The organism is Marivivens sp. JLT3646 (genome assembly GCF_001908835.1).
GTDB lineage: Bacteria > Pseudomonadota > Alphaproteobacteria > Rhodobacterales > Rhodobacteraceae > Marivivens > Marivivens geojensis.
Genome location: NZ_CP018572.1, coordinates 1,413,210 through 1,435,421 on the forward strand (window position 1 = coordinate 1,413,210; position 22,212 = coordinate 1,435,421).

25 protein-coding genes and 1 tRNA gene are annotated in these 22,212 nt (G+C 56.4%); 5 read left to right on the plus strand and 21 right to left on the minus strand.

Annotated elements, in window-relative coordinates; all coding sequences use genetic code 11:
* Positions 1-3: 3 nt before the first annotated feature.
* Positions 4-729, minus strand: coding sequence for a UMP kinase (gene pyrH, locus BSK21_RS07005; RefSeq protein WP_067545259.1), 726 nt, complete (start codon positions 727-729; stop codon positions 4-6).
* Between the two features lie 123 nt (positions 730-852).
* Here pyrH and miaA point away from each other — a divergent pair, with 123 nt between their 5' ends.
* Both miaA and BSK21_RS07015 read left to right on the plus strand, forming a co-directional pair.
* Complete coding sequence (gene miaA, locus BSK21_RS07010; RefSeq protein ID WP_197498057.1) at positions 853-1,722, plus strand: tRNA (adenosine(37)-N6)-dimethylallyltransferase MiaA; 870 nt, start codon at positions 853-855, stop codon at positions 1,720-1,722.
* Between the two features lie 142 nt (positions 1,723-1,864).
* Positions 1,865-2,650: an AraC family transcriptional regulator gene (locus BSK21_RS07015; RefSeq protein WP_231924654.1), complete on the plus strand. Its 786-nt coding sequence runs from the start codon at positions 1,865-1,867 to the stop codon at positions 2,648-2,650.
* On the opposite strand, the gene BSK21_RS07020 is transcribed toward BSK21_RS07015, so the two are convergent.
* The 4 genes from BSK21_RS07020 to BSK21_RS07035 all read right to left on the minus strand — a co-directional run bounded on the left by BSK21_RS07020 (position 2,647) and on the right by BSK21_RS07035 (position 4,673).
* Entirely contained in the window at positions 2,647-3,141 is a 495-nt protein-coding gene (locus tag BSK21_RS07020; RefSeq protein ID WP_367147029.1) for a lytic transglycosylase domain-containing protein, read from the minus strand. The two genes, BSK21_RS07015 and BSK21_RS07020, sit on opposite strands and share 4 nt — an antisense overlap.
* Positions 3,142-3,272: 131 nt before the next feature.
* Entirely contained in the window at positions 3,273-3,827 is a 555-nt protein-coding gene (locus tag BSK21_RS07025; protein WP_067545268.1) for a helix-turn-helix transcriptional regulator, read from the minus strand.
* A gap of 3 nt (positions 3,828-3,830) precedes the next feature.
* Positions 3,831-4,358: a cytochrome b/b6 domain-containing protein gene (locus BSK21_RS07030; RefSeq protein ID WP_067545271.1), complete on the minus strand. Its 528-nt coding sequence runs from the start codon at positions 4,356-4,358 to the stop codon at positions 3,831-3,833.
* A 69-nt stretch (positions 4,359-4,427) separates the two neighbouring features.
* A complete protein-coding gene (locus tag BSK21_RS07035; protein ID WP_067545274.1) occupies positions 4,428-4,673 on the minus strand; it encodes a PepSY domain-containing protein in 246 nt (81 codons plus the stop codon).
* A gap of 234 nt (positions 4,674-4,907) precedes the next feature.
* On the opposite strand from BSK21_RS07035, the gene ssb reads away from it, so the two are divergent.
* Entirely contained in the window at positions 4,908-5,405 is a 498-nt protein-coding gene (gene ssb, locus BSK21_RS07040; RefSeq protein WP_067545277.1) for a single-stranded DNA-binding protein, read from the plus strand.
* A gap of 54 nt (positions 5,406-5,459) precedes the next feature.
* Here ssb and BSK21_RS07045 read toward each other — a convergent pair whose 3' ends face one another.
* On the minus strand, positions 5,460-5,867 hold the full coding sequence (locus BSK21_RS07045) for a SufE family protein (RefSeq protein ID WP_067545281.1): 408 nt from the start codon (positions 5,865-5,867) through the stop codon (positions 5,460-5,462).
* A gap of 120 nt (positions 5,868-5,987) precedes the next feature.
* Here BSK21_RS07045 and BSK21_RS07050 point away from each other — a divergent pair, with 120 nt between their 5' ends.
* Positions 5,988-6,476 (plus strand): hypothetical protein, encoded by a 489-nt coding sequence (locus BSK21_RS07050; protein ID WP_067545284.1) that lies wholly within the window; start codon positions 5,988-5,990, stop codon positions 6,474-6,476.
* Here the strand turns inward: BSK21_RS07050 and rnd are convergent.
* The 11 genes from rnd to BSK21_RS07100 all read right to left on the minus strand — a co-directional run bounded on the left by rnd (position 6,473) and on the right by BSK21_RS07100 (position 17,098).
* Positions 6,473-7,630, minus strand: coding sequence for a ribonuclease D (gene rnd / locus BSK21_RS07055; protein ID WP_067545286.1), 1,158 nt, complete (start codon positions 7,628-7,630; stop codon positions 6,473-6,475). The two genes, BSK21_RS07050 and rnd, sit on opposite strands and share 4 nt — an antisense overlap.
* A 60-nt stretch (positions 7,631-7,690) precedes the next feature.
* Complete coding sequence (gene purN, locus BSK21_RS07060; protein ID WP_067546534.1) at positions 7,691-8,242, minus strand: phosphoribosylglycinamide formyltransferase; 552 nt, start codon at positions 8,240-8,242, stop codon at positions 7,691-7,693.
* Between the two features lie 41 nt (positions 8,243-8,283).
* The gene (gene purM / locus BSK21_RS07065) at positions 8,284-9,327 is read right to left on the minus strand and encodes a phosphoribosylformylglycinamidine cyclo-ligase (protein ID WP_067545289.1); all 1,044 of its coding nucleotides are present in this window, start codon (positions 9,325-9,327) and stop codon (positions 8,284-8,286) included.
* 107 nt (positions 9,328-9,434) lie between these two features.
* The gene (locus tag BSK21_RS07070) at positions 9,435-10,559 is read right to left on the minus strand and encodes an ABC transporter permease (protein ID WP_067545294.1); all 1,125 of its coding nucleotides are present in this window, start codon (positions 10,557-10,559) and stop codon (positions 9,435-9,437) included.
* A complete protein-coding gene (locus BSK21_RS07075; protein WP_067545297.1) occupies positions 10,556-11,479 on the minus strand; it encodes an ABC transporter ATP-binding protein in 924 nt (307 codons plus the stop codon). Before BSK21_RS07075 ends, BSK21_RS07070 begins: the two co-directional genes overlap by 4 nt.
* Positions 11,476-11,889 carry an HlyD family efflux transporter periplasmic adaptor subunit gene (locus BSK21_RS16150; protein ID WP_231924656.1) on the minus strand — a complete coding sequence of 138 codons (414 nt, stop codon included), beginning with the start codon at positions 11,887-11,889 and terminating at the stop codon, positions 11,476-11,478. Before BSK21_RS16150 ends, BSK21_RS07075 begins: the two co-directional genes overlap by 4 nt.
* A complete protein-coding gene (locus BSK21_RS16155; protein WP_232230455.1) occupies positions 11,844-12,422 on the minus strand; it encodes an HlyD family secretion protein in 579 nt (192 codons plus the stop codon). Before BSK21_RS16155 ends, BSK21_RS16150 begins: the two co-directional genes overlap by 46 nt.
* Positions 12,423-12,575: 153 nt before the next feature.
* Complete coding sequence (locus tag BSK21_RS07085) at positions 12,576-13,568, minus strand: phosphotransferase family protein (protein ID WP_067545300.1); 993 nt, start codon at positions 13,566-13,568, stop codon at positions 12,576-12,578.
* A complete protein-coding gene (locus BSK21_RS07090; protein ID WP_231924660.1) occupies positions 13,568-15,100 on the minus strand; it encodes an AMP-binding protein in 1,533 nt (510 codons plus the stop codon). The genes BSK21_RS07085 and BSK21_RS07090 overlap by 1 nt, the downstream gene beginning before the upstream one ends.
* A gap of 47 nt (positions 15,101-15,147) precedes the next feature.
* Complete coding sequence (locus BSK21_RS07095; RefSeq protein WP_067545306.1) at positions 15,148-16,356, minus strand: acyl-CoA dehydrogenase family protein; 1,209 nt, start codon at positions 16,354-16,356, stop codon at positions 15,148-15,150.
* A 10-nt stretch (positions 16,357-16,366) separates the two neighbouring features.
* Complete coding sequence (locus tag BSK21_RS07100; RefSeq protein ID WP_067545309.1) at positions 16,367-17,098, minus strand: SDR family NAD(P)-dependent oxidoreductase; 732 nt, start codon at positions 17,096-17,098, stop codon at positions 16,367-16,369.
* Between the two features lie 78 nt (positions 17,099-17,176).
* On the opposite strand from BSK21_RS07100, the gene BSK21_RS07105 reads away from it, so the two are divergent.
* Positions 17,177-17,866 (plus strand): TetR/AcrR family transcriptional regulator, encoded by a 690-nt coding sequence (locus tag BSK21_RS07105; RefSeq protein WP_067545312.1) that lies wholly within the window; start codon positions 17,177-17,179, stop codon positions 17,864-17,866.
* A gap of 29 nt (positions 17,867-17,895) precedes the next feature.
* Here BSK21_RS07105 and BSK21_RS07110 read toward each other — a convergent pair.
* The 4 genes from BSK21_RS07110 to BSK21_RS07125 form a co-directional block, all read right to left on the minus strand.
* Positions 17,896-17,985, minus strand: a tRNA-Ser gene (locus tag BSK21_RS07110).
* A 75-nt stretch (positions 17,986-18,060) separates the two neighbouring features.
* Positions 18,061-18,777: an alanyl-tRNA editing protein gene (locus BSK21_RS07115; protein ID WP_067545315.1), complete on the minus strand. Its 717-nt coding sequence runs from the start codon at positions 18,775-18,777 to the stop codon at positions 18,061-18,063.
* 1 nt (position 18,778) lies between these two features.
* Positions 18,779-21,130: a DUF3772 domain-containing protein gene (locus tag BSK21_RS07120; RefSeq protein ID WP_067545318.1), complete on the minus strand. Its 2,352-nt coding sequence runs from the start codon at positions 21,128-21,130 to the stop codon at positions 18,779-18,781.
* On the minus strand, positions 21,130-22,161 hold the full coding sequence (locus BSK21_RS07125; RefSeq protein ID WP_067545321.1) for a cysteine synthase A: 1,032 nt from the start codon (positions 22,159-22,161) through the stop codon (positions 21,130-21,132). The genes BSK21_RS07120 and BSK21_RS07125 overlap by 1 nt, the downstream gene beginning before the upstream one ends.
* Positions 22,162-22,212 lie beyond the last annotated feature (51 nt).

The following is a 22,212-nucleotide window of genomic DNA, read 5'->3' on the forward strand; positions in this document are numbered from 1 at the left end:
GCCTTAGGCATGCACAGTTGTATAGGTGCCTTCACCAGCGAGAATACCACAGAAACCGCCCGCATCGTTCAAGTTGAACACAATCAGCGGCATCTTGTTATCGCGGCAGAGCGCAATCGCCGAAGCATCTGCGACCTTCAGATTGCGCCGCAGCACTTCGTCATAGGACACGCGTTCAAAGCGTTCTGCATCCGGGTTGGTTTTAGGATCGCTGTCGTAAATACCGTCAACCTGCTTGCCCATAAAGATCGCTTCGCAATGCATTTCGGTCGCGCGGAGCGCAGCAGCGGTATCCGTGGTGAAATACGGGTTACCTGTGCCAGCGGCGAAAATGCAAACGCGCTTTTTCTCAAGGTGACGCACTGCGCGGCGACGGATGTAGGGTTCACACACCTGATCCATCGGAATTGCGCTGATAACGCGGGTGAATACACCCAAACCTTCAAGAGCGGATTGCATCGCAAGCGCGTTCATCACAGTTGCGAGCATACCCATGTAGTCTGCGGTCGTGCGTTCCATACCTTGGGCAGAGCCCGACAGACCACGGAAGATGTTACCGCCACCGATCACGAGGCAGATTTCAACGCCGAGATCATGAACCGATTTGATCTCTTGCGCGATACGCTGAACAGTCGGAGGGTTCAGACCGAACTGGGTATCGCCCATCAGGGCTTCACCTGATATCTTGAGCATGACCCGCTTGAACTTTACCTGTTTGGCCTCGCCCATCGTGACATCCTCTTTGACTGGTCTTTGATTGGGCGCGAAAATGTCGCAAAAGGCGAAAAGGTGCAATGGGCGAATACCCGAAAAACCGCGCCTTGGCCTATAAATCCGCAAAAGGACCCCGCAGTGGCGTTTGATCCGAAAGACATTCCTGACCAACAGCCCGTGCTGATTGCTGGACCGACGGCATCGGGGAAATCTGCCTTGGCCTTGGAAATAGCGGAAACGGGTGGTGGTGTGATCATCAATGCCGACGCACTACAGATATTTGACCGCTGGCGAATTCTGACCGCGCGACCCGACAATAACGATTTGGCGAGGGCGCCGCATAAGCTCTACGGACATGTGCCGATTAATGGTCTCTATTCAGCGGGTCATTGGCTCCGCGATGTCGCCCCTCTGCTTACTTGCTCGGAAAGGCCAATCATTGTCGGCGGCACGGGGCTCTATTTCATGGCGCTTACCGAAGGGTTGGTCGAAATCCCGTCAACGCCGCAAGAGGTCCGTGACGAGGCCGACACAATCGCCCTGCCCGACCTCATTGAAACATTGGACGACCAAACAAAGGCGCGCATCGACCTGAATAACCGCGCCAGAGTGCAAAGAGCGTGGGAAGTTCTCAGGGCCACTGGACGTCCGTTGGCCGATTGGCAAGACGATACGCCACCGCCGCTGCTGCCTGTCGAGCAGAGCAAAGCGCTGGTCCTGAAGCCCGATGTGGAATGGCTCAACGATCGGATTGAGCGACGATTTGACATCATGCTGGACCAAGGTGCGCTGGACGAGGCCCGCGCGATCCTGCCTGATTGGGATCCAGCCTATCTTTCGTCCAAAGCCATAGGGGCACCTGAACTCATTGCCCACCTCAAGGGCGAAATGACCCTAGCAGAGGCCCGCACAGCCGCGATTATAGCGAGCCGCCAATACGCAAAACGGCAACGCACATGGTTCAGAAATCGCATGAAACTCTGGACACCTATCTCATTGCCTTGCTAGGCATTGGCAACAATATGTTTCCGTAATGGCACAAGATCAACCTTGAGGTGATTTCGAAATCCGATATTGTTTCACAATTCGAACATTCGGAGTAGCAATGCAAAGCCACCAATTTTCCCATCTCAGCGATTTGGAAAATCGATTGGCTCTGTCAGCAGTGCATCAACCCACACCTGCGACGCGGTGGAAGACAGAATGCCTGCACAGCCACCCGACCCCGCGCCTTTTGATCTTCACCAAAGGTCAGGGCCGTATCACGGTTGCAGGTCTGACAAGTGGGTATGGTCCCAATAATGTGATCTTCATCCCCGCCCACACGCTCTTTAGCTTTGAAATCGGTCCCACCGTCTTTGGTTACATGCTGTCGATTCCGTCAGCCATGTCAGGTGATTGGCCAGAGGAACCTGTGCACATGCGTCTGCGGGATGTGGTAGCGCAAAAGGAACTTATTTCGCATGTCGATGCGCTCGAACGGGAACTCAAGTCGGATAAGGAGAGCCACAATCGCGCGGCGCTGTATCTACTTGGTATTTTGTCGGTGTTTATCGAACGGCAACTGACCGACAATCCGCCAAAAGACACCATGGCGCGGGCTGCAACGACATCTGCACGTCTTGTCGCCGCTTACACGGATTTGGTCGAACGGGATTTCGCGACGGGCAAAGGTGTATCGGACTACGCAGCCGCATTAGGCGTTACCGCCACACACCTCACCCGATGTTGCAATCAAACCTGCAGCCGTTCGGCCATCGCGATCTTACAAGACCGCATCCTGTTTGAGGCCCGCACGCTTCTTCAAACCACGAAAATCCCTGTCAAAGATATTGCGGCGCTCTTGGGCTTTTCGTCGGCGGCCTATTTCACCCGCAGCTTTCAAGGCGAAACCAAACTGACCCCGAGCGCATTTCGCAAGGCATCGCAGGCTTAACTGCCGTAGATCACGCGAACATAGTTACGGGTTTCGCGATAAGGCGGAATACCACCGTGGCGCTCTACGGCTTCTGGCCCCGCGTTATACGCCGCCAAAGCAAGCCGCCAATTCCCGAAGCGATCGTATTGCTGACGCAGATACCGTGCCCCGCCTTCAAGGTTTTGTGCGGGATCATGAGGATCAACGCCCAAAACACGCGCTGTCTGTGGCATCAATTGAGCCAGACCAATCGCACCTTTGGGGCTAACCGCGCCTGGGTTCCAACCGCTTTCTTGTTGGACCAACCGCAAGAAAAGTCCTGACGGTATCCCATAACGGTTAGCCGCCGCCCGCGCCATTTGAAGGTAAGGACCGCTGTAGCTGCCTAGAAATTCGGGACCATTGATCGTCGGAACGCGGAACTCTTCGGGTTGGAGGCGGACCGAGTTAGAATATTGTTCAGACGCACGACCATCAAGGATCGCGGTCTGGCTCTGAAACAACGCCATTCTTGACGATGTGGACACGCTGTCCGCACCGGCAACTCCACTAACGCCCGAAAAGACAAAAGCGGCTAACACACTCAATTTACGCATCAATGGCCTCGGCTCATCCAATCCACTGCGTAACTTAGTGCATTTTAGGCCAGTCCGCTAGCTTTTGGCACATCTTTCGGCGGTTCTTTGCGTTCGATGAGCGGCTGCGCAAGCAAGTCATCCACCAGAAGCCCCAACAACGCGCCGCGCCCAGAGGTCCCAGATTTTCGGTAGATCGCATTAAGGTGCGCCTTGACCGTTCCTTCAGCCGTCCCGCGCACTCCGGCAATCTCGGCGATATCCAGCCCTTTGATCGCAAAGGTCGCGACATCCGCCTCGGACGGTGTAAGCCCCCACTCGTGGAAATACTGCTCCATCAAATCATGCAGGGCACCAGAGGCGATCGATAGCCCCCGTTCAGCATGGGCATTTCGGCGCAGCAACCGAACCAGAAACCGCCCCTCCAATATCACCGCCACGATCAGCGACAATGTGGCGACCATTTCGACATGCAGATGCACATCATTCAGGGCCGCCATGCCGTCAGCGATGATATCAGCAACCGCGTCAGAGAGGAAAAACACACTACAGGCCGACTGGGTAACGATGAGAGCCAACAAGCCGATGGTCGTTTTGTCGGGCTTAGTCTTTGACGACATTCGTTAAACTTCCGTCGGGAGTGTCTTTGATCCAGTTACCATAGCTTTGGGAAGATTGACACCTGTGCGGCGACTTTCCCAGACGACTGCGGCGATATGTGCAACCACGGAAAATTCCGCCCATGTCACGCAAATCTCATGCAGTTCTTTGACCCACTCGATGCCCCAGAACCGCAAGGTTGTCATCATATACCCCGTGATCGCGATGCCGATCAGGGTCACAATCAAGTTATAGATCATCAGTGCACCCAAGGGCGTATGGCCAACGTGAATCCGTTTCCGACCCGTCGCCATGTCTGACAGTTGGCCAACAGAGCCCGAGATGCTCGGCGGAAAGTCACGGAACCGCGCGTGACGCGACCCGACAAAGCCCCAGATGATCCGAAACGCGACCAGCCCTGCGACCACATAGCCAATCTGACGATGAAGCTGGGATTCTGGATCGGTGATCAACGCGTTCGAGATAAAACAGATCACCAAGGACCAGTGAAATATCCTGATAAGCGGGTCCCAAACTTTGACGTTTTTCATAGTGGCCTCCTGATGCTGGTCTGACGGGGACGGCGCAAAAGGGAGTTCGCGCCGTCCAACCGCAGGTGATTAGTTTTTAACTTCGACGATGTTCATGTCTGCATCGAGGTAGACCTCAAACGCTTTGCCATCTTTGATCGCGTAGGCTTCGATCATACCGTCTTCCATTTGCACGGAACGCACTTCGTAACCCTGCGCGGTCAAAGCAGCGGTTGCCTGTGCTTTGACTTCGTCAGAAACGGGCGAGCCAGCCACTGCAGCACCAGCAACAGCGAACGAGAGAACAGATGCAGCGAGGATGGATTTGAAGGTCATAGGGTAATCTCCGAAATTGATGTGAACGGATCACCGTGATCCGCTGCTGATCAATTGCCCTGCCTTCTCAACCATTGGTATTGCACTGCGGTTGCAGATGCTCGTCTTAGACCTGCGGTTAGAGGCGCCTATGACCGAAGTTTAGGTCGTCCGTCCCGATATTGGGGTTTCATTAACGCCGCTGGAGTGATGTAACGTCTGAAACGGTATTTTCAGATTCGAGGGGGACGCGGCATGGCCGGATCCGTGAACAAAGTTATCATCATCGGCAACTTGGGCCGTGACCCAGAGGTTCGCACCTTTTCTAACGGCGGCAAGGTTGTAAACCTGCGCATCGCAACGTCGGAAACCTGGAAAGACCGCAACACTGGCGAACGCCGTGAACGCACCGAGTGGCACTCTGTCGCGATCTTCAACGAAGCGCTGGGCCGCATTGCAGAGCAATACCTGCGCAAGGGGTCGACCGTTTACATCGAAGGCCAGCTTGAAACCCGCAAATGGCAAGATCAACAAGGACAGGACCGTTACTCGACCGAAGTCGTCCTTCGCCCCTACGGCGGCAACCTGACCCTGCTTGGCGGTCGTGGTGACGGTGGCAACGGTGGCGGTGCTGGCGGTGGCTACGATGGCCCGCCCGCTGATGGTGGTTACGGCGGCTACGACGACCGTTCGTCGGGTGGCTCCAGCAGCCAAGGCGGCGGATCGAACATCGACGACGAAATCCCGTTCTAAGACACACAAAACCCCGCCATTGGCGGGGTTTTTCTTTGGGCGATGAGCGCTTGGTTAAGCGGCAGCAGCAACAGCCCGAATACGTTCGACCATCGCACGGACACCGTTGGACCGCTGTGCAGACAGGTGGTCATTCAGGCCAAGCCGCCCCAACTCTGCATGAGCGTCAATCGAGAGTACCTCAGATACCGGCACCTCATTATAAAGCGCACCAAGGATCGCCACGAGACCCCGCACGATCATCGCGTCACTTTCCCCACGGAACCGAAACACGCCATCGGAAATCTCTGGCACAAGCCACACCTGCGATGCGCAACCTTCAACCTTGGTCGCGGGCACTTTGAACGCATCCTCAAGCGGCGGCATCGCTTTGCCCAATTCGATGACATGACGATAGCGATCTTCCCAGTCGTCGAGGAAATCAAAGGTATCCGCGATGTCTTCGAATGCTTGCGTGGCCATGGTGCGTCCTTTCTGTTGCCCCATGACTTAGGTGGCATCACATGAAACGTCCAGAGGGAGCTTTTCAACTCGGTTCAATCCCGTTATCCCTTTGGCAACGATACGGGAAAGGAAAATCCAATGTTGCGACCCATCGGGATGGCTGCTTGTTTGGTTCTGACAGTTTCGGGGTGTTCCCGATTGGCAGGATCACCCGTGAACCCGATGAATTGGTTCAACAAAGATCGTGAGGCCCCTGTCGCCACCGCGCCCCAAGCCACGCAGCCCTTGGTTCCGACCAAGCGAGACGTCGTTGTCGTCGATAGCCGCGATCTAATCGCTCAAGTGATGTCCGCCGAAATCGCACAAACCCCATCGGGCGCGATTTTGCGTGCGACAGGCGTTGCCCCGACCCAAGGCTATTTCAACGCGGAACTGGTCTTCGAAAACATCCAGAACGGCACAGCGACATATGCGTTCCGTGTCGAACGCCCTGCCCGCTTTGAAATTGAAGGCACTATCGCATCCCGCACCATTACGGCCGCAACGGTTTTGTCGGCGGATGACCTAGCCGGCATTCGATCCGTGATCGTCAAAGGTGCAGGAAACACTGTGACCACCCGCCGTTAAAGGCGGATCGTCACCACATTCGTGCCCTTGGTCGCCAGAGCAACCTTGCCCTGACACAAGAGTAGCGCCTCTTCGCCAAAGACCTCACGCCGCCAGCCTGATAAAGCAGGCACATCGCGTTCACCTGCTGCAATCGCATCGAGGTCCGCAGACGTCGCGATCAGTTTTTGCGCAACGCCTTCTTCTTCCGCTTTGGCTTTCAACAGAACGCGGAGAAGGTCCGCAATCGCAGGGTTCACTTGTAGCTTTTCACGGGTCAGATCGGGCTTTGGCGCTTTTTCAGGCGGCGTCGCGATCCCAGCTTTCACTGCGGCCAAGATACCATCGGCTATCTCGCCTTTGCGGGCTTCGCGCAGCAATAGCCGCGACCGCGCGAGATCTTTTTCGTTCTCGGGCTTTGTAGAGGCCAATTCGACCAGTGCATCATCCTTATACACACGACTGCGTGGGATGTTACGGGTCTGGGCGAACTCCTCGCGGAAGCGCGCCAACTCTTTGACGATCGATAGGAACTTGCCCGAATTGGTGCGGGTCTTCACGCGCATCCACGCATCTTCGGGATCGGTGCGATAGGTGTCTGGATCCTTGAGGACAGCCATTTCCTCGGAAACCCAACGTTCACGGCCAGATTTAGCGAGGCGTTTGGACAGCACTTCGTAAATGTCACGCAAGTGCGTCACGTCAGCTAGTGCATAGGTCAACTGCGCGTCTGTAAGTGGACGACGGGACCAATCGGTGAAACGTGACGATTTATCGAGCGATGCATTGGCGATCTTTCGCACCAATGTCTCGTATCCCACTTGTTCGCCGTAGCCACAGACCATTGCAGCAACTTGGGTATCAAACAGAGGCTCAGGGATCACACCGCCTTCGACAAAGAAAATTTCGAGGTCCTGACGCGCTGCATGGAACACCTTGACGACATCGGTGTTGCGGAACAGCTCGTAAACGGGTTCGAGAGACAGGCCATCAACCAAAGGATCGACCAGCACAGCGTCCGACCCAGCGTCGTCCTGATATGCCATCTGCAGAAGGCAGAGTTTGGAATAATACGTGCGTTCACGCAAAAACTCTGTATCGACAGTCACATAGGGGCGTTTGGCGGCTTCTGCGCAAAAGGCGGCCAGCGCCTCGGTCGTGGTGATCGTCTTCATACTAAGTCCGTAAACTGCTCTTGATCGATATCTTTAAGGCAATTCACCAACAAAGGAAAGTTACCCGAGAAACAGAGGGGTACGATCCCCAACCGCATAGCGACGCAGGACTGCGGGATAGAGTTTGTGTTCCCACGCCAGCAAACGTGACGCGAGGGTATCGGCAGTATCGCCTGCTTCAATCGCGATCTTTGCCTGACCCAGGATCGGCCCGCCGTCCAGCTCAGCTGTCACTTCATGCACGGAACAGCCATGCTCCGTATCACCCGCCTCAAGCGCACGTTGGTGCGTGTGCAGGCCTTTATATTTCGGCAATAGCGACGGATGGATGTTGAGCATCCGTCCGCCCCAGTGGCTCGTGAATCCTTCGGTGAGGATACGCATGAAGCCCGCACAACAAATGATGTCTGGCTGAGCCTCTTCCAACACACGGGTCAATTCGGCCTCGAAGGCCTCGCGGTCTTTTCCGAACGGTTTGTGATCGACGACTGCGGTCGCCACGCGGAGATCAACGGCCTTTTGTAAACCACCAGCATCAGCGACGTTTGAGACAACCAGAACTGGCGTCGCAGGATGATCACCCGATTGCATATCCTTTACCAGCGACACCATGTTGGAGCCGCCGCCAGAAATCAGGATTGCAACGCGTTTGGTCACAGAAGTTTGCCTGTGTAGGCCACGCCTGACTGATCGGTCACGGTGCCAATACGGGTCACAGCTTCGCCTTCTGCGGTCAGCAGCGCAGCGATCTCGTCCGCGCGGTCAGCCGCAACAACAACGATCATGCCGATGCCAGAGTTGAAGGTTTTCAGCAGTTCTTTTTCTTCCATGTTGGCGGTTTCAGCCAACCAACGGAACACTGGAGGAAGTTCCCACGACGAAAGGTCGATCGTTGCGCCCATATCGTCGGGCAGAACGCGCGGCAGGTTTTCAGTCAGACCGCCGCCCGTGATGTGAGCGAGAGCGTGAACGCCACCTGCCCGCACCGCAGCCAGAGCTTGTTTAACATAGAGACGGGTCGGCGCGAGAAGTGCCTCACCCAATGTGCCGTCAGAGAACGGGCTTGCCGCATCCCAGCCGAGGCCCGAGAGTTCGACAACCTTACGCACGAAGGAATAGCCGTTCGAGTGCACGCCGTTTGAACCAAGGCCCAACAGAACATCACCGACCTGAACGCCAGCGGGTAGATCAGAGCCACGCTCCATAGCGCCAACGGCGAACCCAGCTAGGTCAAAATCGCCATCGTGATACATGCCGGGCATCTCAGCGGTTTCACCACCGATCAATGCGCAACCGCTGTCTTCACAACCCTTGGCAATGCCGTTGATGATGCGGGTCGCGCTATCCACGTCCAGTTTACCCGTCGCGAAATAGTCGAGGAAGAACAGTGGCTCTGCACCCTGACACACGAGGTCGTTCACGCACATCGCAACGAGGTCAATGCCAACGGTATCAACGTTGCCCGTATCAATCGCGATGCGAAGCTTCGTACCAACGCCGTCGGTTGCCGCCACGAGGATAGGATCCTCATAACCCGCACCCTTGAGGTCGAACAGAGCGCCAAAACCGCCCAGACCCGCCATAACACCCGAACGGGCTGTGCGTTTCGCGGCAGGTTTGATCCGTTCAACAAGCATATTGCCTGCGTCGATATCCACACCCGCATCTGCGTAAGTCAGGCCGTTTTTCTTGGTCATGAGAGTCCCCTAGCTAGCTTGCCGCTGCGATAGCTTATTCAGGCTACGGGGGCAACGTCCAACAACATCCCATTTGGGTTAATCACGCTGGCCTGCGGGTTTTATCCTTAGTCGAGCGTCTTGCGGAACCTGAAGAGCGCCAGTACGGCCAAACCAACGGCAAAAAGGACCAAGGCAAAGAACGGCCCCGCCACCGCCGAAAAATCCGCGCCCTTTAGCATCACGGCGCGGATGAGCCGCAAAAAGTGAGTGAGCGGGAAAACCTCACCAATCACCTGCGCCCATGCTGGCATCCCGCGATATGGGAACATGAATCCCGAAAGCAAAAGCGACGGGAGGAAGAAAAAGAACGTAAGCTGCATCGCTTGCATCTGTGTGCGTGATACCGTGGACAAAAGATACCCCAAGATCACCAATGCCAGCACGAACACGAAGACGCCCGCAAGGACGAGCGAGAGCGACCCGACGAACGGCACGTTGAAGACCAATTTCGCAGACACCAGCACCACAACCACCTGCACAGCTCCCACGATCAGATATGGCACCACCTTGCCCAGCATGATCTCAAGTGGGTTTGCCGGCATCGACAATAGGTTCTCCATGGTGCCCCGCTCGACCTCGCGCGTCAGCGCCATCGCGGTCATCATGACCATCGTCAACTGAAGGATCACGCCGAGCAAACCTGGGACGATGTTGTATTGCGTGATACCTTCGGGATTGTAGCGGCGGTGCACAATGATCTCTAACCCGTTCGACTGCTTCTGGCCCTGCCCCGCCTCGCGCAACAACGCCGAATTCGCGACCGTGCTGAGTGTTGAGATCGCGCCTGACGCCACTGACGGATCGGTTGCATCCGCCTCAATCAAAATGCTCGCCTGATCGCCCCGCTCGATCCGACGCCCGAAATCTGACGGCACCGTTACGACAAAGGCGACCTCACCACGGGATATCATATCCTCCGCTTCATCTTCGGTCGCATTTGGGGCAATGAACCGATAATAACCCGTCAGTTCCAATGCCGTGACCATCGCGCGGGTATAACGGTCTTGGGTCGGGGACACGAGCGCCGCAGGCAAGGCTTTGGGATCGGTGTTGATCGCAAACCCAAAGAGCATCAACTGCATCAAAGGTACGCCCAGCATCATCGCAAAGGTCACACGATCCCGCCGCATCTGGATCATTTCCTTGATCAGAAGCGCGACAAGTCGATGAAGCGAAAAGAACCTGTTCATTGCATATTGTCCTGCGCCGCGCCCATTAGTTGGATGAACACATCCTCAAGGCTGGTGTCAGACATTTTCGCGTTGCACCCTGTTTGGGACGCGACCACCTCCACGCTGGTTTTAAGAGCCATCGCATCACGTCCAACGACGTGGAGGGTTGCGCCAAAAGGCGCCACTTGATCGACACCCAAAGCGCAGCGCAAAAGCCGCGCGGCCTGCGCCGTGTCTCCACCTGTCACAACATAGGTCGTGAGTGCTGCCCCTTGGACGACCTCTGGCACGGTACCTTGCGCAATCAGATCACCGTAAGAGATGTAGGAAATGCGGTGACAGCGCTCTGCCTCGTCCATGTAGTGGGTCGACACCAACACGGTCAGGCCACCATGCGCCAAGGCGTGGATTTCATCCCAAAACTCACGTCGCGCCTTTGGGTCAACGCCCGCGGTCGGTTCATCCAACATCAAAAGCGCAGGCTTGTGCATGATACAGGCCGCCAAAGCCAAACGCTGTTTCCATCCGCCCGAGAGCGACCCCGCCAGCTGATCTTTAAGTGCCGTCAGACCGAGATCGGCAATCGTATCCTTAACGACCTGCCGTTTGGGCGACATCCCATAGAGCCCCGCAACAAAGCTCAGGTTTTCTGCGATCGTCAGGTCCTCGTAAAACGAGAACCTCTGTGTCATATAACCGACCTTGCGTTTGATCGCGCGACGCTCGGTGCGAATGTCATGCCCCAAGACGCGGCCTTCGCCACTGTCTGGTTCCAACAGCCCACACATCAACCGAATGGTCGTCGTCTTGCCTGATCCATTCGGGCCGAGAAACCCCATGATCTCGCCCTTGCGGACGTCGAGGCTCACGTTGTTAACGACGGTCTTTTCACCGAACCGCTTGGTCAGGCCACTGACCGATATGGCAAGGTCAGTCATGGCAACCGCACATTCACGATCTGACCCGGATTAAGGTCGTGTTCCGATGTCGGGCGTGCCTCGATCAGATAGACCAGCTTTTGACGGTTCTCGACAGAGTAGATGACAGGTGGCGTGAACTCTGGATCGCTCGAGATATAGCTGATTGTGGCGGTCAGACCTTCCCCGCAGCCATCGCATTCGACCGCCAAAGTGTCCCCGACCGAAATCGACGCATAAGACGTTTCAGGCACATAGAGCCGTAATTTCACAGCCCCCTCTGGCAGAACCGACAACACTGGTGCAGTTGGCCCTGCAATTTCACCCTCTTGTCGCAGAATATCGACCACGGTGACAGGCACCGCCAGCGACAACTCGCGCTGCTCTAACTGCCACTCTGCTCGATCCAAGGCCGCATTGGCCGCAGCCACAACCGCCTCAGCCTGCGCGATGGCCTGCGGGCGGGCGGGCGGGCGGGCAGCCGCGCAACAGCCAATTCAGCGGACACAACAGCCACCTTGGACGCAGCGACCTGCGCCGCCGTAATCGCATCATCGCGCTGGGCATCCGTGGCCACACCACGGGCGAAAAGCTGCTCTAATCGATCGCGTTCACGGTTCGCCTCATCCGCCTGCAAATTCGCCGAGGCAAGGTTCGCCTCGATCACAGCGATTTCCTCAGGCCGAGCGCCCTCTTGTAAATTGGCGAGCTGGCTCTCGGCTTGCGCGACATTCGCCTGCGCCTCAGCCAACGCGATCTCGGCATCGTGGCGTTCCATTGCGACCATCACCGTATCGGCCTCAACGTGATCACCCCGAGCGACAGTAATCTCGCGGACCTGTGCCACGCTGACAGGCGCGACCAGCGTATAGTCCCCTTCGACATAACCCGTCGCGAAAGAGGCTCCGTCGCCACAGCCCGATAGCAAACCAGCAATGATCGGTAGACTACATAGAATGCTCACGGTGACGCCCTTTCGGAATACGGCTCAGCCTATTTACCGACAAGTCATCGCCCGTGGCTGCCTGAGTGCAATAGGTAAATGAACCTATAACCTCGGCGCATTGACCTCGATCAGGTTAGGACAACCATTTAACTCACTGACTTTTTGCCAAAATCAGCCAACCAAATCGCTTGCACGTTTTGCAAAGGCTCGTGCCAGAGGTGCCATCTCTGCGGCATTCGACGCCGTCGCAGTCCCTTGGGCCACGCGATCCCGAATACCAACAAAGATCACGGCAAAGCGGAACAGGGAGAAGATCACATGAAAGTCGCTGAGCCGCGCCGATGTGCGGGCGGTTTCAAAATAACGCGCCGCGAATTCTTCTTTGCTTGGAATACCCAAAGCGGTCCAATCGAGGCCTAATATCCCCCCATATTCCTCAGGCGCGGAATGCCATGTCATCGAACAGAAGCCCAAATCCGCCATCGGATGCCCAAGCGTTGAAAGCTCCCAATCTAGGATAGCAATTACCCGAGGCTCTGTTGGATGAAACATGAGGTTTCCGAGACGAAAATCCCCATGGGCCACGGCCAGTTCACCATCATCTTCGGGCTGGTTCTCTGTCAGCCAATTCGCGAGGAATTCCAGATCAGGGATCGGCTCTCCGGTCGAAGCAAAGAGCTGTTTGGACCACCTGCGCACTTGCCGTTCAAAGTAATTCCCCGGCGGGCCATAATCTCCCAACCCAGCCTCAGACGGCACCACGCTATGCATTTTCGCCATCGCATCCGCCATACCCAAATAGATCGCGCGGCGTTCATCAGGCGTCATGTCAGGCAGACTACAATCCTCAAACACCCGCCCATCTAACCGCTCCATCAAATAGAACGGCGTGCCGAGCGTTTCGGCATCCTCGTGAAACAGGATTGTTTTCGGCACCGGAACCCCTTGGGCACCCAGCGCATTCATTACCCGATATTCGCGATCAATCGCATGTGCGCCTTTTAGAATTGGCCCATCAGGTTGTTTACGCAGCACCATTCGGCGGTCGCCGTGGGTGACAAAGTATGTCGGGTTTGATTGGCCCCCCGAAATCTTGGTCAGCTCAGACAAATCCGCAGCGCCAAATGTTGCGTCGAGAAATTCGTGTAAGGTCGACTGATCCATTACACGTCCCCTCCACCAAATCGTTCTTTGGCCTCTTGCCGCAGAATAAATTTCTGAACCTTGCCGGTTGCTGTTTTAGGGATCACACGAGGCACGAAATAGCGAGGCCGCTTAAAGCCCGCGAGGTGTTCGCGGCAGTGCGCCTCCACCTCTTCGACAGTCCCCCCGTCTCGCAATTCAATGAATGCACAAGGCGTCTCGCCCCATTTTTCGTGAGGCGCGGCGACCACTGCGGCAAGCGCGACAGCCTCACACCGATGCAGAACATCCTCGACCTCAATCGATGATACGTTTTCGCCACCGGTGATGATGATGTCTTTTGCGCGGTCTTTGATCATCAAACGACCATCGGGCAATACCACGGCGAGGTCGCCCGTACGGAACCAACCATCGCGCAGCGCCTCAGCCGTTGCATCGGGATTTTTCAGATAACCCGCCATGAGAGTGTTCCCGCGCAAAACGATCTCACCCGTCGTTTTACCATCACACGGAACCTCTTGATCGGCCTCATCAAAAACTTTGAGGACACAGGCCGTCGTGTGACGTTTGCCTTGCGACGCAAGATATTTCGCCCGAACGCCAGCCTCTGCCTCACGCAGGCTGTGCGGCAAATGATTCACCGTCGCAGGACCATAACACTCGGTCAGCCCATAGAGGTGAGACAGATCAAACGCCAAGGCATCCATCCGTTCAATCAACGAAGAGGTTGGTGCCGCACCACCCGTGCCGACCTTAACAGGCCGCGACGCAGCTGACCGTTTTACCCGATCGGGATGGTCAAGCAGCATGTAGAGTACAACAGGTGCGCAGAAGAAATTCGTGACGCCATGATCCTCAATCGCGTTGTAAACCTGCGACGGGTCAACGCCATCAAGACACACATGCGTCCCACCCGCAGAGGTCACAGCCCAACCGTGGCACCATCCGTTGCAATGGAACAAGGGCAGCGTCCAAAGATACACCGTGTCGCGATCGAACCCCAAGGCATCCGCGTTGCCGAGCGCGTTCATATAAGCGCCCCGATGGTGCAGCACGACGCCCTTTGGGTTGCCAGTCGTGCCCGACGTATAATTCAATGCAATCGGCTGCCAATCGTCAGTCACCACGCCGCGCCAATCGATCCGTTCGGGCAACGGCCCCTTTGCTATATCGAAATCCTGCCCAAACACGTGAACAGGCAGGGTGTCATAGGCGCGCCCCAGATCAGCACGCGGTGCGTCTGTTATCAAAACCTTCGCCTCGCAATGCAGTACGATGAACTGCACGGCTTCGGGATCAAGCCGCGTATTGATCGCATTTAGAACTGCGCCCAAAGTCGGGACTGCAAAATGCGCGGCCAGCATTTCGGGGATATTGCCCGCAATGACCGAAACCACATCGCCCTTGCCAACGCCTAGATCACGCAAACGCCCAGCAAAGCGCTGCACCATGGTGTCGAACTCTGCCCAGGTGATCCGTTGTTCACCCCAAATGACGGCCAGTGCATCAGGCTTCTCTGCCACCGTTCGGTCGAGCATATCGAGCGGCGTCATTGGCACATGGTTCGCCTGTGATGGACTTAGGTGAGACGCCGAAAACATCATTCGCCCTCCACCGACCATTTCCAGAAATCGCGCCCATTGGCGATGAGATCACGGGTCAGCACCATCTTATGCACCTCATCAGCACCATCGACCAAACGAGCCTGACGGGCGTAACGGTAAATCCATTCGAGGACGGTATCCTTTGAATAGCCCCGCGCCCCATTGATCTGGATCGCACGGTCCGCTGCATCATGGAGGATGTTTGCCACCTGAATCTTAGCCATTGAAATTTCTTTCTTGGCAAAGTTTCCGCGATCAATCTCCCATGCCGCCTTCATCACCAACATACGACCCACTTCGATCCGCATCGCGAGATCACCGAGCATCAGTTGCACGCTTTCGCGGTCAATGAGCCGCTGCCCGAACCCTTCGCGCCGTTCAGCGTATTCGGTCGCGATCTCAAGACACCGTTTCGACAGACCAAGCCACCGCATACAATGGGTCAAACGCGCTGGCCCCAGACGGGTTTGCGTGACTTTGAGCCCGCGCCCCTCCTCCATCAGGACGTCCTCGACAGGTATTTTCAGGCCGTCAAAGCGGATCTCGCAATGGCCGCCATGCTCCTCTGGCCCCATGATCGGGATACGGCGGGTGATTTCCCAACCGGGTTGATCTTTGTGGAACAGAAACGCCGTGTGCCCACGGCGGGCATCGTCAGAGGTTCGCGCAAGAAGGATGAAATGCTCCGCCCCTTCGGCCCCTGTGATGAACCACTTATGACCATGAACAACGTAATTATCGCCCTGCCGTTCCGCACGGGTCAGCATCATCCCCGGATCAGAGCCACCACCCGGATGCGGTTCGGTCATCGCAAAGGCAGAGCGCACCGTGCCCTCAACAATCGGGGCGAGCCATTTGGCCTTTTGTTCAGGCGTGCCGAGCGCTTCGAGCACCATCATATTTCCATCATCAGGCGCCGCGGAATTGAACACCACAGGCCCAAAGATCGAGCGGTTCATTTCCTCATAGCAAACCGCCATGCCCATTTTACCCAGACCCCGCCCGCCTGTTTCAGGCCGAAGCTGGAGGCACCACAGGCCTTGTGCTTTGGCCTCAGCGCGCAAACGCTCCAACTGGTCAGGATGGATATTGCCGTGCTCATCGTAATTCGCCTGATCCCCCTCAAGCGGGATGATCCGATCATTTACAAACGCCGCGATCTCTTGGCGGAGGGTTTCGACCTCTTTTGAAATAGTGAAATCCATGTATCCCTCCTTAAAGCGATGAAACCAGATGCCCGCCGTCAACGGCGATCTCGGACCCTGTCATGTAGGCCCCTGCATCCGACGCGAGCAGCAAAAGCGGCCCGTCTAAATCCTGCAACCGGCCAAGCCGACGCTGCGGGATACGTTTGATCAATGCCTGCCCCGCGTCGGTCGCAAAGAAATCGGTGTTCAACGGCGTTTCGATATACCCAGGGCAAAGCGCATTCACACGGATGCCATACCGTGCCCATTCCAGAGCGGTCGCCTTGGTCAATTGAACCAGCGCGGCCTTTGAGGTCGCATAGGCTGCAACCGCGCCGGCAACCCGAAGACCGAGGATAGAGGCGATGTTAATGATTGACCCACCGCCGTTGTCTTTCATCTTTTGGGCGGCGGCTTGGCTCACGAGAAACGCACCTTTGAGGTTGATATCCATCGTGCGGTCCCAATCCGCTTCCGAATAGCCAATCGCAGGCCCTGCTGCGGAAATGCCTGCATTATTGACGACAATATCGAACGGTTCCGCGCAGACTTCAGCCACGCTATTGGCATCGGTAACATCCAGACGAACAGCACGGGCCTGACCGCCATCGTTGGTGATCTGTGCACAAACCTCTTGCAATTCCGCCAAACGACGAGCGCCCAGAGTAACCTCTGCCCCCTGCGCCGCGAGCACTTGCGCGAAATGAGCGCCAAGCCCGCTTGATGCGCCTGTGACCAGCGCCTTGCGTCCTTTCAGCATATCTTCCTCCCCTAAGATATTTCGAACGAGCGTTCGATAGATTTACAATACACGAGACTTCACCTATGAAAAGACCCCATGACGCTACGGACATCGCCCAACCCTGACGCCCGCATCACCGACGATTTGTCGATGGATGCCTTGTGTCGTCAAATGCTGGAACGCCATGCGGACACGATCAAGGTCCGCAAGCCAGATGTGGCCGCAGCGAAACTCTCCCGCATTGTGGAATCGGTGCTCCGCCTGTCGAACCGCAACGGGTTTCACGCCACCAGCATGCGCGACATCGCGAATGATACGGGGCTGAGCATGGGCGGCCTTTACGCCTATTTCGACTGCAAAGAGACACTTCTCTCCATGGTGTTGGAGACGGTGATTTCCACGGCCACCGCGCAATTGATCCTGCCGCCTACCCTGCCTGTCAAAGACCAGCTGGCTTGGCTCATTAAACGCCACATCCTCATGACCGAAGCGATGACAGAATGGTTCGTTTTCGCTTACCTCGAAGCCAAATCGTTTCCGCCAGAACAACGTGCCCGCGCGGTGCAGAGCGAGATGGAAACCGAAACCGTTTTCGCGAAAGTCATCGATCAAGGTGCGGCGGACAAGATTTATCAGACAGACGATGCCCAACTCGATGCGGCGCTACTGAAACCACTGCTTCAAGACTGGTATGTCAAACGCGGCAAATGGCGCAAACGGGGACTATCACCCGAGGCCTATGCGGATCGCGTAACGGCAATGATCCACGCCAAACTCAAGGCCTGACACGGGATCGAATTGATATGTAAGGGAAGTGGCGGACAGACAGGGATTCGAACCCTGGAGACGGTCTCCCGCCTACACACTTTCCAGGCGTGCGCCTTCGACCACTCGGCCACCTGTCCGTGACGCGGGGTTTAGCCGCAACGGATTAGGAAATGCAAGGGCCTCTTGCAAAAATTCCGCACTGAATCGGCGTCTTATTCGATGTGAATGGACACGCGACGGTTCTGCGCGCCTTTCTTTTCGATTTTCCCGATCCGAACGGCCCCGATTTCCGAGGTCCACGCGACATGCGTGCCGCCACAGGGCTGCAAATCAACAGTCTGTTCGCCCTCACCGATCCGCACCAGCCGTATACGCCCCGACCCGCGCGGCGGCTGCACCGACATAGTTTTCACCAGTTCCGGATTCGCGTCGAGTTCGGCGTCGGTGATGTATTCATCGGACACCCGATGATCCCCCGCAATGAGGTTGTTCAATGCAGCCTCAAGTGCTTCTTTATCGCTCGGTGCATCGGGCATATCGAAATCGAGCCGCCCTTTATCAACGCCGATAGATCCGCCCGTCACAGGGAGCGGAATAACCACAGACAAAAGGTGTAACGCAGTGTGAACTCGCATCAGCCGATAGCGACGATCCCACTGGATTTCTTGCGTAACGACGGTGCCGACGGGCGGCAATGGAGCAGGCTCTGCAGGGACAAGAACGACATCATCGCCCTCCCCTTTGATCGTGGTTGCGATCTTCATCTGACCGCCATCCCACGTCAGTTGCCCGCTATCCCCCGGCTGACCGCCCGCTGTCGGATAAAAGATCGTCGCATCCAGAACGATCCCGCCCTCTTCGGTCAATGCTGTCACAGTGCCAGAAGCAGAACGGCAATAGGCATCATCACGAAACAGCGGCTGGGTCATATCAGGTCTCCGGGTCTTGGTCAGATCTGGGATGTAGGGCTTCGGGGTTACGCAGCCAGATATCGCGCTGCGCAAATGGAATTTCGATACCTTCCGCAGCAAAGCGTTCGGCAATCGAATGGTGAATTTCGGACTTTGTAACGACCGAGAAATAGACGTCACGCAGCACGGCCCGAATTTCGAAATCAAGGCTATCTGCCCCGAAACCTACGAACAACACATTGGTGGCTGGGCAGATGATAACCATCGGATGGGCTTCTGCGATTTCGCGGAGGATAGCCTCAACCCGTTTGGTATCCGTGCCATACGCTACGCCAACACGCACCGTGATACGACCAGCGAGGCTCCCTCTGGTCCAGTTCGTCACCTGACCGCTGACGAGATCGGCGTTCGGGACAATCACGTCCTGACGGTCAAACGTCTCAATCCGAGTTGCGCGCACAGAAATGTCCCGCACGATACCCATCTGGCCGTTCACTTCGATCCAATCGCCTTCAGAGATCGGACGTTCGATCAAAAGGATGATGCCAGAGACAAAGTTCGACACGATGGTTTGAAGGCCAAAACCGATACCGACAGAAAGCGCACCTGCGACAATCGCGAGGCTAGAGAGGTCAATCCCCGCGGTCGTGATCGCAATCACGGCAGAGAGGAAGATACCTAAATACCCAAGGCCAGAGACAACCGCGTTCTGCCCGCCGATATCCAGCTTTGTCTTTGCTAGAACCGTGGACCGCAGCGTTCCCTGAACAAAACGGGTCATCGCGTAGCCAGCGCCAAATATCACAACGAAAGTTAAGAAGTCGGTCGGTGAAATCCGCGTCTCACCAATCGTAAAGCCCTCACGGAAACGGGTCCACACTTCGAGAAGGTCCGCCTCTCTCGCGCCCCAAATCAGCGCCAAGAGCGGAACAGAGAGTAGTAGTAGCGCAAAGCCGATCAAGACGGGGATCAAGGCTTCGGCGGCGGTATCAACCGCGCCCGTCAACATCACGTAAAGGTCGAGCACCAATCGCTGCAGCAATAAAACCACCGCCAGAACAGCGAGCGTATTAACGGTCGGATACAACAGCGCCTGTGCGCCGCTCGAATAGCCAGCAATAGCGAGGAGCGGCGACAGAACCGCGACAATCGTCACCGCCTGACCGAGCACTGAAATGATGCGATTGCGATAGACCTCTGGATCGTCTCCATCTTTGCAGTGGTGAACGATCAGCCGTCCGAACTGGAACAAGAAAACCGAGGCCACGAGTTCAATCGGGAACAACACAACAGTGCCAGCCAATCCGGTTGTATCGCCCACTCCGACGACAGCGACCATAACGGCACCGATGGCCAAGGCCCAGAACAACCGTTTCAGGATACGACGACCCCGCAAGCGGTCGTCGGCGGACATGCACAATGGACCTTTTTCGGCTTCGACCACACTAAAGAACTGCATCGACAGCCAGCGCCCGACGATCACATACATTGCCGCATTTGGCAGCGCCGACAGGATCGTTGCCCCGCGAAATCCAAGGATTTGCGTCGTGGCGAGCGCCTCTGTCAGCAGCAAGACCGCGATATAAGGCAGCGCAATCAAGCCAAGCGAAACAACGAATTTCCAAACATCCGCGCCGCGTAGATTCCGCTCTGTCACCTGACGGTTCAGGGCCATGACCCATGCCCGCGACCGCCAGAACAAGCCGATAGACACGAGGATCATCAGGCCAGCGGCACCAAACAAGTCGTGCCAAATGGTGCCGTTTTTGTAGCTGGTAGCAAATTTGGCTTTGCTCTCGACCACGACGGCTGACAGTCCCTGCCAAATTGCAGTGATCGCTAGCGGCCAGTTCGCTGGATCGGCGGGCGTAGCGCCGCGCGTCGTCAGACGTTCGGCCTCGCGCATGCGCATAACAGCGTCGATTTCACCGATCAAACCATTCGACCGCGTGTGCGCCTCTTGGGCGAGGATCACAGGCGACCGCAGTCTATCCAATTGACCATTCAATTCGGTCCGACGTGTCGAAATGGCGAGCGGCTCAGTCGCGCCATCCACTGGTGCCGCGCCCAAAGCGTCAAGCTGCGCGCGAACAGTTGCAATGCGTGACGCATTCAGCGACTGAGCATCCAGAAATTGGTCACGCCACCCCGCAAGTTCGGCCCGCAACCGATCCAAAGCGAATGTCGACACAGCCCCCGATTCCAACGACCGCTCTGCCCGCGTCGCAACGCGATCCCACGCGATGTAATCGGGAACACCTTCGATGATGGTTTCAGGTAATTGCGGACCAATGACTTGAGAAAAGGACAAGGTCGGCACAACGGCCAACCACGCCACAATTGCTAAGACAATAGCCCGAACGAATACCATCAATCTTCGAATACACCAGGAATTGACGACGGTCCGTGCTCCAACCAGCCAGGTACAGGAAGGCCCTTGGATTTCAGGAAGTCAGGGTTAAAGAGTTTGGACTGATAACGCGTGCCGTAGTCACATAGGATCGTCACGATCGTGTGGCCTGGCCCCATTTCTTTCGCCATGCGAATGGCACCCGCGACGTTCACACCAGACGACCCACCAAGGCAGAGCCCTTCGTGTTCGAGCATATCAAAGACGACAGGCAGCGCTTCTTCGTCAGGGATCTGGTAGGACATATCGGGCGTAAAGCCTTCGAGGTTCGCGGTGATGCGCCCCTGACCGATACCTTCGGTGATCGAGGTGCCCTCGGACGCCAATTCGCCTGTCGTATAGAAGCTGTGTAGCGCGGCGCCCATCGGATCCGCGAGGCCGATCTTCACGCCTTTCGGCTGGAGAGCCATACCAACGCCCGCGAGCGTGCCGCCGGACCCGACCGCACAGATAAAACCGTCAACCTTACCGCCCGTCTGTTCCCAAATCTCGGGCCCAGTGGTTTCGATGTGTGCCTGACGGTTTGCGGTATTGTCGAACTGGTTCGCCCAGATCACACCCTCTGGCGTGGTTTTAGCCAGCTCTTCGGCCAGACGACCAGAGTAACGCACGTAGTTATTCGGATTCTTATAGGGTGCAGCAGGCACCTGAACCAATTCCGCACCAGCGAGGCGCAACATATCTTTCTTTTCCTGCGACTGGGTCTCAGGAATAACAATCACGGTCTTAAAGCCCATCGACGCGCCAACCAGCGCGAGGCCAATACCTGTGTTGCCTGCGGTGCCTTCGACAATCGTGCCACCCGGTTTCAGATCACCACGCGCAATCGCATCTTTGATGATATAAAGCGCAGCGCGGTCTTTGACCGACTGACCGGGGTTCATGAATTCAGCCTTACCCAAGATGTTGCAGCCCGTTGCCTCTGACGCGGCACGAAGCTTGATCAGTGGGGTGTTCCCGATTGCGGCGGCGAGGTCTTCTTTGAACTGCATGGTTTGGCCTTTCTGTCTGTCATACCTGTGTAGGGGCGACGCACCGATAAC